We start from the raw sequence: 12,889 nt of genomic DNA on the forward strand, positions 1-12,889 counted from the left end.
CGTTGTAGCTGTAAACCGAATGCACATTACGGGCGACAGTATACGGTCATCAGATCAAGGTTTGGTCAAGTCAAATCCTGTCAATTCCGAAGGATTTGCCATGTTTTTTCCGCCCGTTCTTGCATTTGCCGTAATAAGCGTTGTTCTGCCTCGTACCCCGTCCTCCCGTGGACTGGATTGTGGATAATTGGGAGCATGCCTATGCAGCGTGACCTGTCCCCCTTCGTGATTGCAGAGCTGGCCGCGCGCGAAAGCTGGAAGCGGCGGGACTACACCGCCGGACACGACCAGGCCGGGCACGCCGCGGAACTGGCCCGGGAGGCCGGTGACGAGCTGCGCTGGTGGAAGATGGTGCTGCTGCAGGCCGAATGCCTGCGGGACCAAGGCGCCATGCAGGAGTGCCAGAAGCTCGCCGCGGAACTCGCAGCCCATCCGGTTGCGGGTTCGGCCCCCGACCTGGGTGCCCGGGCCGCAATGCTGCTGGCGCATTCGCTGCAGGGCCTTGGCCGGCTCCACGAGGCAGTGGATGCTGCCTCCACCGCAGCCGGCCTGGTGGCCGGCGACTTCGAGAACGTCTACCTGCACATCCATGCCCAGCAGGCCCTGATCGCCGCCCTCGCGGAAAGTGGCCGGCTCGAGGACGCCTGGCAGGAGTGCATGGACCTGGAGTCCCTGCTCACCGACCACGTGGACGAAGATACGGCCGGCAAGGCCTACTGGGTTATTGGCAACGTCGCGTTCCTCAGCAACCGGGTCAGTGAAGCCGGCCGTTACCACGACCTGGCCGCGGGCAAACTCTCCCCTTCGCAGGACGTCGCCCTGTGGGCCCGCTTCAACCGCGCCTCCGCGGAAATGCGCCTGCAGGCCAAACTGGCTGACGCCGCAACGCTGCGCTGCATCGAACGCGCCGAACTTGCCACCGAAGTGGTGGGCGGCAGCGAACGGGACATCCTTGAGATGTCCCTGGTCCGTGCCCACTGGTGCTTCCTCACCGGGGACATGGAGACGGCAATCAGCCTCCTGACTCCGCTCCGCAGCAAGTTCCCCATCCTTGCCACCCAGACCGCGGCGGAAGCTACCTTCATCCTGGGCAAGGCACTGATGGCGCAGGGACACGAACCGGAATCGCTGCAGATGCTTGACGATGCCGCTACGCTGTTCGATACAGCTGCTGCACCGGAGCGTAGCGCCACCGTCCGTGGTTTCATCGCCTCAGCGGAGCCTTCGGACCGGAGCCAACAGCAATTTCTCCAGGGGGGGTAAATGCCAGAAGCCAGAGTGTTTCCCGGTGCCGCGCCGCTGGAGCCCGGGGCTCCCCCCGCCGCTGCCGTCTTCACCGTGTTGCCCGACCTTGCCGTCAAGGCGGTCCTCCCGCCCGGCACGCACCTAAACGAGGCTGCGGCCGCCCAACTGCACAGCCGCCTCGGCGAGCTGGCGGGAGACCGGAGGGTCGCCGTCGTACTTGAACTGACGGGAGTGGCCTCCGTGACCCGCGCGGCACGGGCTGCCTATGCAGCGATCCCGTCGGTATCCGCTTGGGCGATTTTGGGCGACTCGCCGGTGGACAGGCTGCTGGGGCACTTTCTGCTGGGCGGCGAATTCAGCTCCGTGCCAGCCCGTTATTTCAGCGACGAGAACGACGCCCTCAACTGGTTGAGCCGCCTTGACCATGTTCTCTAACGACGATCCCCGGCTGGGGAAGCTGCTCGACGGAATCGTCCGCCTGGCAGCCGGGGAACTCCACTCGCGCATTGAAATCTCCGAGGCCAGGGACGAGCTGGACGCGGTGATCATGGGCACCAACCTGCTCGCCGAGGACCTGCAGATCATCTACCAGGAGCTCGAGGAGCGCGTGGACTTGCGCACGCGCATGCTCAACGCGGCGCACGAAGAGCTGCAGCAGATGGCGCTCACCGATGCCCTGACGGGACTCTACAACCGGTCGGCGCTGGTCAGCGCCGTCAACGCGGCCCAGGCAGAGGTGGCCGACGGCGGGCTTCCGCCAGCGTTGCTGCTGCTGGACCTGGACGCCTTCAAGAGCATCAATGATTCGTACGGCCACTCGATGGGCGACCAGGTGCTGGCAACGGTCGGCGCACGGATCCGCTCGTGCGTGCGCGACGGCGACATGGTGGCCCGGCTGGGCGGCGACGAGTTCGCCGTCCTGCTCCCTGCCACCACGCCGGCCAAGGCAGCCGCCGTCGGAAACCGGATCCTGGATTCGCTCAACGGAACCCTTCAAGTGGACGGCAAGACCATCCGATGCGGCGCGAGCCTGGGGCTTCGGATTGCGGATCCCGGCGAGACGTCGGAGGAACTGCTGATTGAGGCGGACATCGCGATGTACGCCTCCAAGGCCGATGGCCGCAACAAGCTGCGTGTGTTCGAACCGGCCATGCTGCATGCCCGGCAGCTCCGCAACCAGCTGGTGGGGGAACTGCGCGAGGCTATCTCCAACGACCAGCTGGTGCTGTACTACCAGCCGGTCATCGAACTTGCCTCGGGCAAAATTGAAGGCGTGGAGGCACTGGTCCGCTGGAAACACCCCAAGCGCGGCTTGATCATGCCGGACGAATTCATCCCCATCGCCGAGGAAACCGGGCTCATCTCGGAGCTCGGCAACTGGGTGCTGAAGAATGCGGTGGAGCAGCTCCGGCTCTGGAGATCGTCTCCCGCAACCCGCCGGCACAACTTCGATATGCGCATCAACATTACGGCGGCAGACCTTCAGCGGCTCCAATTCATCGAGGACGTCCGGGAAGCGCTCACCGCCGCGGACCTCGAACCGTCGCTCCTGGTCCTGGAGCTCACCGAAGGCGCGATTATCCAAGGCAACGAGCTCGACAGGTACACGCTCGCCAGCCTCCGGAAGCTAGGCGTGGGCCTGGAGATCGACGACTTCGGCACCGGGTACTCGTCCATCAGCTACCTCCGGCGCCTGCCCGTGGACCGGGTCAAGGTGGACCGGACGCTGCTCACTGCCCTCGGCAGCGACCCCGCGCAGCCGGCCCTGATCGCCGCCATCCTCCAGCTCATCCGGGCCTGCGGGCTTGAGGCCGTGTGGGAGGGCGTCGAGAACGCGGAGCAGGCCGAGCACCTCCGCAGCACGGGCTGCATCAGCGGGCAGGGCTACTACTTCAGCCGCCCTCTCCCCGTTGCCGAGTTCACCGAGCGCCTGGCCAGGCAGGACGTCTGGCCAGGCTGATCCCCATCGGTTGCTCCGTAGATGCCGTTTTGAAGGCTCATAAGGGCATCTACGGAGCAATGGACGAGCGCCTAGCCTCCGACGACGGCGGCCGTTGCCTCGGCGATGGCGCGCTCTTCGTCCGTGGGCACCACCAGCACGGGGATCCCGGATGCCTTCGTGGAAATCACGCGGGGTTCCTTGGACCGCTCACTGTTCAGCCCGGCGTCGAGTTCGATGCCCAGCGCCCCCAGCTTCTCCCCCACCAGGGCACGGAACTGGTGCGAGTTCTCGCCGATCCCGGCGGTGAACACCAGCGCCTGGGCCCCGCCGACCGCCACGTGGTAGCCGCCGATGTACTTGGCCAGCCGGTAGGAGGTGACCGCCAGCGCGGTGGCCGCGCGGGAATCACCGGACTCGGCCGCCTCCACCACCGAACGCATGTCGTTGTTGCCGGCCAGCCCCTTGAGCCCAGACTCCCGGTTGAGCATCGAATCGAGGTCCTCGGCGTTCCAGCCGGTGCGGGCCAGGAACACCAGAATGGACGGGTCCAGGTCGCCTGAGCGGGTGCCCATGACCAGGCCCTCCAGCGGCGTGAAGCCCATCGACGTGTCCACGGACTTGCCGCCCCGGATCGCCGTGATGGATGCGCCGTTGCCCAGGTGGGCGATCACGCCGTCGAACTCCTCCACCGGGATGTCCAGCAGCGCGGCAGCCCGGTTCGTGACATATTCGTGCGAGGTCCCGTGGAAGCCGTACCGGCGGATCCCGTGGTTGGTGTAGAGCTCGTCGGGAACGGCGTAGCGCCAGGCGTGCTCGGGCAGGCTGCGGTGGAAGGCGGTGTCGAACACGGCCACCTGCGGCATGTCCGGCCACTTCCTGGTGATGGCGCGGATCCCCAGCACGTTGGCGGGGTTGTGCAGCGGCGCCAGCGGGTTGAGCCGCTCGATGGCGCGGGTGATCTCGTTGTCGATCAGCACCGGCGCGCCGAACCGCTCGCCGCCGTGCACCACCCGGTGCCCCACCGCGTCCAGCTGCCGCTCGCCCAGCACCTCATGAATGGCCGCGTCCACCTGCTCGAGGGCTTCAGCATGGTCCGCCGGGCCCACCACCTCACCGTCGCCCTGGCCGCCGTTGGACACCCCGATCCGCTCGATCAGTCCCTCGGTGAGGACGCTGCCTTCGGCGACGTCGCGCACCTGGTACTTGAGCGAGGACGAGCCGGAGTTGATGACGAGCACGAGCATGGGGCCTCCTAAGCCTGGGCTGCTGAAACGGCGGACGGTTCGGCGGACGGTTCTGTGGTGCTGGGGGTTTCCAAAGGGACGGCCGGGCCCTGCGCCTGGATGGCGGTGATGGCCACCGTGTTCACGATGTCCTCCACGGTGCAGCCGCGGGAGAGGTCGTTGACGGGCTTGCGCAGCCCCTGCAGGACGGGCCCGACGGCGACCGCCCCGGAGCTCTGCTGCACCGCCTTGTACGTGTTGTTGCCCGTGTTGAGGTCCGGGAAGATGAACACGGTCGCCTGCCCGGCGACGGACGAGCCTGGCATCTTGGACTCGGCGATGGAAGCATCCACGGCGGCGTCGTACTGGATGGGGCCTTCGACGGCGAGGTCCGGGCGGCGCTCACGGACCAGGTCGGTGGCCTGCCGGACTTCCTCCACCGCAGACCCCGAGCCCGAGCCGCCGGTGGAGTACGACAGCATGGCCACCCTCGGCTCAACGCCGAACTGGCCCGCGGTCTCCGCCGAGGCCAGGGCGATGTCCGCGAGTTGCTCCACGTTCGGATCCGGGTTCACCGCGCAGTCGCCATAGACCAGCACCCGGTCCGGCATGAGCATGAGGAACACCGAGGAGACGATCTTCACTCCCTCCCGGGTCTTCACGAACTCCAGCGCCGGGCGGATGGTGTGCGCGGTGGTGTGTGCGGCGCCTGAAACCATGCCGTCCACCACGCCCAACTGGACCATCATGGTGCCGAAGTAGCTTTCGTCCTGCATGACCTCCAGCGCCCGGGCCAGGTCCACGCCCTTGTGCGCCCGCAGCTCGGCGTACCTCGCGGCGAAGTCCTGGCGCAGCTCGGATGTTGCGGGGTCCACGATGTTGATGCCGGCGAGATCGATGCCCCGGCTGGCGGCGAGCTCCCGGATGTCGGCTTCCCGGCCCAGCAGCGTCAGGTCGCAGACGTCCCGGCGGTGCAGGATCTCGGCGGCCTTCAGGATCCGGATGTCCTTGCCCTCCGGCAGCACGATGTGGCGGCGCTGCGAGCGGGCGCGTTCGATGAGGTCGTGCAGGAACCGCAGCGGGGTCATCCGCTCGGCACGGGGCAGATGCAGGCGCTCGAGCATCTCGGCCTCGTCCACCTGCCGGGACCACAGGCCCAGCGCGGAGGCCACCTTGCGCCGGTGGCCGCTCCAGATCTCACTGCGGACCTCGGACACACGCCGGGCCGTGGTGTACGTGTCATCCTCCGTGGCGAACACTGGGAACGGCGCGGAGGCCAGCAGCGGGTAAATGTTCGCGTCAGGCGCCAGGCCGCCGGTGAGGATCAGCCCCGACGGCACCGGGAACTCGGGCGAGAACGACGACGCCAGGCAGGCCACCATCACGTCCGCCCGGTCACCCGGCACGATTACCAGCGCGCCGTCGTCGAGCACGTTCAAAAAGTTGCCCACGTTCATGGCGGCGACCTTGACGTCACGGACGTCCCGCTCCATGTCCGCGCGGCCGGCGATCTGCCGCACGCCCAGCGCCGCAGCCACCTCCCCGGTGGTGGGCCGCGCGATGTCCTCCAGTTCCGGGAAGACGTACACCGGCCGGCCGGACGCGCCCGGCTTCACGGCGGTAACGATCGCGTCCACGTCCTCCGGGTCTGCCCGGTTCACCATCATGGCCAGCAGCGAGCACTTCTCGGCGGCGAGCTCCTTGCGGGCGACGTCGACGGCGGCGGCAGTCTCCGCCACGCTGCGCCCCTTGGCGCCTACCACCGCGACGACGGAGGCGGCCAGGTTGTTCGCGAGCCGCGCGTTAAGGTCGAATTCGACGGCGGCATCCTGGCCGGTGAGGTCGGTGCCCTCCACGATCACGACGTCGCAGTGCCGGCCCATCTCGGCGAAGATCTCCACGCATCGGGAGTCGATGTCCTCGCGCTTGCCCTCGGCGAGCAGGCCCCGGACCTCGGTGAATGTCAGCCCGCCGCAGCAGCGCTGGTCGTCCAGGTCGAAGCGGGATTTCATGAGCGCCACCATCGGATCCGCGCCGGCGTCATCGCCATGGACCACGGGTTTGAAGAATCCGATCCGGTCCGCGTGCCGGTGGAGCGTGTCCGCCAGGCCCAGCGCTATGAGCGACTTGCCCGATCCCGGAGTGGTCGCACTGACATATATCCCCTTGGCCATGATCTGTCCTCTGGTTGGAAGCTCCTGCGTGGAACGTACTGCATTGGACGTGCCGGTTTGCCGACAGCACGCGCCGGGGCGCGCACTCCCCATACTTTCACTTGTTGCCGCGCTTCCGGGAGCAGACAATGGTGTTGATTGCCACGTCGGCGCACATTCGCCGTCCCGGACCCGGAGTGGGCCAGCGCCCCGGGACCGGCCCATCCGCAGCAGCCTGTCAGCTGCAACGTCCTGAACAGCAGCCTCCCGGGCTGCACAGTTCCTGAACGATGGTGGTCCCGATGAACCCCGCTGGCCGCGCTTCCGATCCATCCGCCGCTTCGTCTCCCCGTCCCCTGCGCCGGCTCATCGCTGCCCGCCCGGTGGCAGCGTTCCTGGTCATTGCGATCGCGCTGACGTGGGTGGCGCTCATCCTGTCCATCGCGCTGCTTGGCAACGCGGTGCCCGGCATCCTCGCCGAACTGCTCATCCTGCTGGGAACGGCCGTCCTGGTGACCCGGACCGCCGACGGCAAGCCCGGCGTCCGGTCCCTGTTCCGCCAAACCGTCCGCTGGCGCGTCGGAGCAGGCTGGTACGTGGCGGCGGTCCTTGCCCTGCCCGCGCTGACCGTGCTCGTCGCGGCCGCCACCGGCACCTTCCATCAGCCCACGGACGGATGGGCCACGCTGGCTGGGTCATACCTGCTGAACACCCTGATCGTTGGCGCCCTGCTGGGGAACATCTGGGAGGAGCTCGCCTGGACGGGGGTGGTCCAGCGCCGGCTGATGGAGCGCTACGGCCTGCTGACCGGCAGCCTGCTCACCGCCATTCCCTTCGCTCTCATCCACCTCCCGCTGGCCTTTGCGGACAAGGGCTTCGGCGCCACCGCGTGGCCCGATGTGGCCCTCGCGTGGGGCGTGCTGCTGGTCTTCGCCCCGCTGTTCCGTCTGATGGTGGGCATCGCCTACCTCGGAACGGGCCAGAGCCTGCTGATTGTGGCCCTCCTCCATGCCTCGTTCAACGCCTCGGAGCAGACGAAACTAGCAGTGTTCGACGGCGCGTGGCAGCAGATTGCCGCGGCCACCGTTTTGCTGGTGGTTTTGGCGCTGCTCCGGAAATTCCGCACACTGACGGCGGAGGCGGGTCATGGCGCAGCCGTCGCCGGCTGAGCAGCCCATGCCCGCCAGGCGCGCATTGCACGCCGGCGGCGCGGACCGCCGTCGGTCCCGGAAGGAAGGGGCGCGGCACCGGACCGTACCGCGGCGCGGAACTAAAGCACGGCGCCGGACCATAGGGCCGCGCGGGGCCCTGACCTGGCCGGCGGGCCACCGGCTCCCGCTGTTCTTTGCCCTGGCCTTCGCCATTTCATGGATGCTTTGGCCGCTGACCCTCCTCAACCCGAACAGCTCGCCCCTGATACCGTTCGGACCGGCTTTGGCCGCGGCCATCACCGCCTACCTCGCAGGCGGCAAGGCCGAGTTGCTCCGGCTGCTCCGGCAGCTGGCCCGCTGGCGCGTGGCCGGCCGCTGGTACTTGGCGGCCGCAGGCCTGCCCTGCCTGCTGGTGGCGGTCTCTGCCGGCCTCACCGTCTCCGGCGGCGCACCCGCCCCGGAGCTTGGCCCGAACCCGGGCTGGTTCATGCTGCTGGGCACCTTCGCGTTCACGCTGGTGGCGGTGGGCCTCTTCGAGGAGCTGGGCTGGCGCGGCTACGCCCAGCCGCTCCTGCAGCGGGACCGCCCGGCCCTGTCCGCGGCGCTGCTCCTCGGGCTGGTGTGGGCGGCATGGCACCTGCCGGAGCTGCTGTCGGATCCCACGGGGCAGCGGCCGCCGCTTCCGTTCCTGCTGATGGTCCTGGCGCAGTCCGTGCTGCTGGCCTGGCTCTACAACAGCAGCGGCAGCGTGCCCATCTGCATGGTCTTCCACGCGGCATTCAACACCTCCGGGGCCCTGGTCTTCCCCGCCATGCTGGGACCCGACTACCTCACGCTCTGGTGGACCGTGGCGCTCCTCCATGTCCTGGCAGCGCTGGTGGTCATCGCAGTCGCCGGACCCCTCCGGCTGGCCCGCACCCTTGACACGAACCCCTCCAATGGGATTACCTAATGAACGATCGGTAAATAAAGCTGGAGGCAACGACGCATGGCTGAAACGGCAATTCCCAATGTGACCCACCACATCCTTGAGAACGACTACGCCTCGGAATGGATGGGCATAGAAGTCCTCGCCCTCAGCGACGGCCACGCGACCGTCCGGATGACCCTCCGGCAGGAAATGCTCAACGGCTTTGGCATGGCCCACGGCGGAATGATCTTCGCCTTCGCAGACACCGCCTTCGCCCTCGCCTGCAACCCCGCGTCGCCCGCCGACCCCGACAGCATCACCGTTGCTGCCGGCGTCGACATCAACTTCCTCAAACCGGCCTACCAGGGCCAGGTGATCACCGCCGTTGCCGACCGCCGCTCCAGCGCTGGCCGCAGCGGCCTCTACGACATCCAGATCTTCGCTGCCGATCCCGGTGCCGCGGCCAGTTCCGGCCAGCCGGGGGAACTCATTGCCGAGTTCCGCGGACGCAGCCGTACCATCCCCAAGAAGTAGGAAGCAGACCATGACCCTCCACGCCCCTGAACCCACTGTCGCTGCACGCACTGTCGCCGCACCCGCAGACGCCGTGCTCGACCCTGAGGAGACCATGTCCCGGGACGAACTTGAGGCGCTGCAGCTAAGCCGGCTCCAGCACACGGTCGCGTACGCCTACGACAGGGTCCCGCTGTACAAGCGCAAGTTCGACGACGCCGGCATTCACCCCTCGGACCTGCGCGAACTCGCCGACCTCGGCAACTTCCCCTTCACCACCAAGGAGGACCTGCGCCAGGAGTACCCCTTCGGCATGTTCGCCGTCCCCCAGAGTGAGGTGGCACGCGTGCACGCCAGCTCCGGCACCACTGGCCGGCCCACCGTCGTCGGGTACACCAAGCAGGACCTGGCCGACTGGGCCAAACTGGTGGCCCGCTGCCTCCGCGCCTCCGGCGTGCGTCCGGGCATGAAGGTCCACAACGCCTACGGCTACGGCCTGTTCACCGGCGGGCTGGGTGCCCACGCCGGTGCCGAAGCGCTCGGCTGCACGGTGATTCCGATGTCCGGCGGGCAGACCGAACGCCAGATCCAGATGATCCAGGACTTCAAGCCGGACGCCATCCTGGCCACACCCACCTACCTGCTCACCATCGCCGACGCCATGGCGCACATGGGCATCGACCCCACCTCGACCTCGCTGAAGTACGCGGTGCTCGGTGCGGAACCGTGGACGCAGGAAATGCGCCACGAGCTCGAAGTCACCATGAACATCAAAGCCTGCGACATCTACGGGCTCTCCGAGGTCATGGGACCCGGCGTCGCGGGCGAATGCGTGGAGACCCAGGACGGCAGCCACATCTGGGAGGACCACTTCCGGCCGGAGATCATCGACCCCTTCAACCCCGCGCCGGGCAAGGAGAACGTACTGGGCGACGGGGAACACGGCGAGCTGGTCTTCACTTCGCTTACCAAGGAAGCCCTGCCGATCATCCGCTACCGCACCAAGGACCTCACCCGACTGCTTCCCGGCACCGCGCGCCCGGCACACCGCCGGATGGGGCGCATCACCGGCCGCAGCGACGACATGATCATCCTCCGCGGCGTGAACCTCTTCCCGTCCCAGATCGAGGAAATCGCCCTGCGGATCCCCGAGCTCAGCCCGCACTTCCAGCTCGAGCTGACCCGGCCTGAGGGCCAGCGCATGGACCAGCTGACCGTGAAGATCGAGCGCCGTGACAATGTCACCACCGGTCAGAGCACGACGGCGGCCCGCACCCTGCGCGAGCAGATCAAGATCCACGTGGGTTCTTCGTGCACCGTTGACGTGGTGGAGCCCGGATCGCTCGAGCGCTCCAACGGCAAGCTGCGCCGGATCTACGACCTGCGGCCGAAGGGATAGGTCCGACGAACTCCGCACGCGGGGACCCGCCTGCCGGCGGGTCCCCGCGCTGGGTTTAAGGGCCGTCAAGGCGTGATCGACCAGCCGAACATCATGGCGTGGTCCTCGTGCGCCAGGTTGTGGCAGTGCCCCACATAGGGTCCGACGAAGTCCCGGAAACCCCGGTAAATGATCACGGACTCACCGGGATCGAGGGCCACGAGGTCTTCCTTCGAGACATCGTCGGGATGACCGGAATCTGCTCCGCGCGTTACGTCCCTGCCGTTGCGCATGACTGTCCGGTGCTCCTCCATGTGCAGGTGAAACGGGTGGACCCAGCCGCCGCCGCTGTTGCGGATCTCCCACAAGTTGAAGCTGCCCTTCCTTTGCTGGGCCAAAGGTGTGCGTCCGGCAGGGTTTCTCAGGCTCGCCGCCACTGCCGCCGGCTCGAAGGGCTTGCCGTTGATGAGCCACTCGGTCTCCCCTCCCAGGGTGCCGCGCTTCACTTCGAAGATCAGGCGGTTGTGCAGCATGGTCTGCCAGTTGCTCGGCAGCGGCGGCAGCGGACGGAGAGCCGCGGGGATCCGGCTGTCGTCCGGAGCATCGTCGCCGATCACGAACTTCAGAACGGGCACCCTGTACTTCGGGTCGGGCAAGAACCGGGACGAGTTGCTCCACATCCGGCCGTTGGGCATCTTCATCACATTGGTGAGGTAGACGACGTCGCCCTTGGTGGTTGGTGTACCGTCCTGGTACCGGGTGAAATCAACAATTACTTCGCGTCGCTTGGCCGGCCACAACTCAAAGGAGTCGCGTTTGATCGGAACGGGCAACAGCCCGCCGTCGGACGCGATCTGCGTGAACTGCATGCACTGTTGGCCGTCCGGGATACGGTACTGGCCCTCAAGCTCGTCGCCCTGGTAGCCCAGCGATGCCGACGATTTTGGTCCCTGGGTGGAGCTCATCAGCTTGAACTCATAAATCCTTGAGACCGAGGCATCCAGGAACCGGAAGCGGTACTTGCGCCGCTTCACCTCCAGCACCGGGGAAGCGGTGCCGTTTACGGTGAAGATGTCGCCCACGAAGCCATGGTTGGGAAAGTGCTTGTAGAACGTCTTGCCCCACCATTCGGGGTGCTCGGCCGGGTTTTTGGCAGCCGGGAACTCCTTCTGCACGTCGTGGATGTCCTTGTGCACGGTTTCGCCGTCGTCCAGCCGGCAGTCGTAGAAGGCCAGCGGAATATCGTATTTGACGTCGAAGGATCCGTCCGGGTTGTTGGTGCGGACGCCCGGAAGCCGCAGACCCTGCCGCTCGTCGCCCATATCCATGCCGTACTTCGGGTCATAGATCGGGTACAGGCCCACCATGCCCTTGTAGACATTCGATCCGGTGTGGTCCATCCGGTGGTCATGGAACCAGAAGAAGCTCTGCTTCTCCCGGTCATCGTTGCCCGCCGGCCAGTTCAGGTAGAGGTTGTCCACGAACATCTTCGGCAGGTAGCCCGGCAGCTTCGGCCCGGCCACCATCGAATAGTGCGGGTTGCCGTCGCTCTCCGGGGCGGTGTGGCCGTTGTGCAGATGGGTCAGGAAGGACCAGTCCGGCGAACCGAAGTCCTGCCGGTCCAGGTTCAGCGGGTTCTCGTCCAGGTGATTCGCGAACCGCACCAGCGCCGGCCTGCCATACTCGGCGTTGATCATCGGCCCGGGGAAGGTTCCGTTGAAGCCGTAGATCGTGCTGGGAGGCAACGTGCGCTTCGTGCCCGCGGCAATCCTTCTGCCGGATGAGTCGTACGACCGCGTTGGATTGCCGTCTGAGTCGATCGGCAGCACCTGCGAAGTGGTGAATGAGTGGGTCCGCAGCAGCACGTCGATCTTGTAGACAATGGGGTCACGGTAGCCGACTTTCGAGGGCCACATCTGGTGCTGCTCATTGCGCAGCGAGTTTTGCTGACCCGGGCCCGGTCCCGGCGGATTCTTCCAAGCGCTGTAGACCGACTTTGGCACCGGGGCCAGCGCCTTGGGGATGGGCAGCGCGTCACGGAACGGCGTGAGGATCAGCGGGCTCGTTGGGTATTTTTCGATGTAAAACAATTCATCACCCAGCGCTGTCGATGTGGCGGCGAATGCGCCGTCCGGCGACAGCAGCCCTCGCTGGGCCAGCATCGGACCGGCCCAGGTTTGTGCGGCCGCGAGTGCCGCTCCGGCTCCTCCGGCCGCTCCCAGGCGCAGCAGCGCGCGGCGCCCCAGCCCGTTTGATGTTGCAGATTCTTCAGACATGGTCAGTGCCTCCTTGGCCCGGGGCACATGCCAAACCCTTTGCCCCGGTCGTCATCCCAATATGTGGTTTTGAGACCGAACGCTGGCTACCGGGACCT

The 12,889-nt window shown here is 66.9% G+C and carries 10 protein-coding genes; 7 read left to right on the forward strand and 3 right to left on the reverse strand.

The features are described 5' to 3' along the window. Positions 1–195 precede the first annotated feature (195 nt). From DBZ45_RS03255 to DBZ45_RS03265, 3 genes are read left to right on the forward strand one after another with little or no spacing between them, the layout of a single operon-like run. Positions 196–1,263 carry a hypothetical protein gene (locus DBZ45_RS03255; protein WP_223256897.1) on the forward strand — a complete coding sequence of 356 codons (1,068 nt, stop codon included), beginning with the start codon at positions 196–198 and terminating at the stop codon, positions 1,261–1,263. Further along, positions 1,264–1,680, forward strand: a complete 417-nt coding sequence (locus tag DBZ45_RS03260; protein ID WP_146617434.1) for a DUF7793 family protein — start codon at positions 1,264–1,266, stop codon at positions 1,678–1,680. Continuing rightward, on the forward strand, positions 1,670–3,205 hold the full coding sequence (locus DBZ45_RS03265) for a putative bifunctional diguanylate cyclase/phosphodiesterase (protein ID WP_111902534.1): 1,536 nt from the start codon (positions 1,670–1,672) through the stop codon (positions 3,203–3,205). Before DBZ45_RS03260 ends, DBZ45_RS03265 begins: the two co-directional genes overlap by 11 nt. 71 nt (positions 3,206–3,276) lie before the next feature. On the opposite strand, the gene DBZ45_RS03270 is transcribed toward DBZ45_RS03265, so the two are convergent. Continuing rightward, the gene (locus tag DBZ45_RS03270) at positions 3,277–4,431 is read right to left on the reverse strand and encodes an acetate kinase (RefSeq protein WP_111902535.1); all 1,155 of its coding nucleotides are present in this window, start codon (positions 4,429–4,431) and stop codon (positions 3,277–3,279) included. A gap of 8 nt (positions 4,432–4,439) precedes the next feature. Next, the gene (gene pta, locus DBZ45_RS03275) at positions 4,440–6,584 is read right to left on the reverse strand and encodes a phosphate acetyltransferase (protein ID WP_111902536.1); all 2,145 of its coding nucleotides are present in this window, start codon (positions 6,582–6,584) and stop codon (positions 4,440–4,442) included. Between the two features lie 281 nt (positions 6,585–6,865). Between pta and DBZ45_RS03280 the strand changes: the two genes are divergently transcribed. The 4 genes from DBZ45_RS03280 to paaK are packed head-to-tail and all read left to right on the forward strand — an operon-like array spanning position 6,866 to position 10,536. Then, positions 6,866–7,732, forward strand: a complete 867-nt coding sequence (locus DBZ45_RS03280) for a CPBP family intramembrane glutamic endopeptidase (protein WP_190242985.1) — start codon at positions 6,866–6,868, stop codon at positions 7,730–7,732. Next, a complete protein-coding gene (locus DBZ45_RS03285; RefSeq protein WP_111902538.1) occupies positions 7,710–8,666 on the forward strand; it encodes a CPBP family intramembrane glutamic endopeptidase in 957 nt (318 codons plus the stop codon). The genes DBZ45_RS03280 and DBZ45_RS03285 overlap by 23 nt, the downstream gene beginning before the upstream one ends. Before the next feature lie 36 nt (positions 8,667–8,702). Beyond that, complete coding sequence (locus tag DBZ45_RS03290; protein ID WP_111902539.1) at positions 8,703–9,158, forward strand: hotdog fold thioesterase; 456 nt, start codon at positions 8,703–8,705, stop codon at positions 9,156–9,158. A 10-nt stretch (positions 9,159–9,168) separates the two neighbouring features. Then, positions 9,169–10,536: a phenylacetate--CoA ligase PaaK gene (gene paaK / locus DBZ45_RS03295; protein WP_190242986.1), complete on the forward strand. Its 1,368-nt coding sequence runs from the start codon at positions 9,169–9,171 to the stop codon at positions 10,534–10,536. 65 nt (positions 10,537–10,601) lie between these two features. Here the strand turns inward: paaK and DBZ45_RS03300 are convergent, their stop codons facing one another. Then, positions 10,602–12,791, reverse strand: coding sequence for a multicopper oxidase family protein (locus tag DBZ45_RS03300; protein ID WP_111902540.1), 2,190 nt, complete (start codon positions 12,789–12,791; stop codon positions 10,602–10,604). Positions 12,792–12,889 lie beyond the last annotated feature (98 nt).

This window comes from Arthrobacter globiformis, from assembly GCF_003261175.1.
Taxonomy (GTDB): Bacteria; Actinomycetota; Actinomycetes; order Actinomycetales; family Micrococcaceae; genus Arthrobacter; species Arthrobacter globiformis_A.

Bases quoted from the DNA above. Each gene is read 5' to 3' on its own strand.
- DBZ45_RS03255 (WP_223256897.1), top strand. From the start codon at position 196: ATGCCTATGCAGCGTGACCTGTCCCCCTTCGTGATTGCAGAGCTGGCC.
- DBZ45_RS03260 (WP_146617434.1), top strand. From the start codon at position 1,264: ATGCCAGAAGCCAGAGTGTTTCCCGGTGCCGCGCCGCTGGAGCCCGGG.
- DBZ45_RS03265 (WP_111902534.1), top strand. From the start codon at position 1,670: ATGTTCTCTAACGACGATCCCCGGCTGGGGAAGCTGCTCGACGGAATC.
- DBZ45_RS03270 (WP_111902535.1), bottom strand. From the start codon at position 4,431: ATGCTCGTGCTCGTCATCAACTCCGGCTCGTCCTCGCTCAAGTACCAG.
- pta (WP_111902536.1), bottom strand. From the start codon at position 6,584: ATGGCCAAGGGGATATATGTCAGTGCGACCACTCCGGGATCGGGCAAG.
- DBZ45_RS03280 (WP_190242985.1), top strand. From the start codon at position 6,866: ATGAACCCCGCTGGCCGCGCTTCCGATCCATCCGCCGCTTCGTCTCCC.
- DBZ45_RS03285 (WP_111902538.1), top strand. From the start codon at position 7,710: ATGGCGCAGCCGTCGCCGGCTGAGCAGCCCATGCCCGCCAGGCGCGCA.
- DBZ45_RS03290 (WP_111902539.1), top strand. From the start codon at position 8,703: ATGGCTGAAACGGCAATTCCCAATGTGACCCACCACATCCTTGAGAAC.
- paaK (WP_190242986.1), top strand. From the start codon at position 9,169: ATGACCCTCCACGCCCCTGAACCCACTGTCGCTGCACGCACTGTCGCC.
- DBZ45_RS03300 (WP_111902540.1), bottom strand. From the start codon at position 12,791: ATGTCTGAAGAATCTGCAACATCAAACGGGCTGGGGCGCCGCGCGCTG.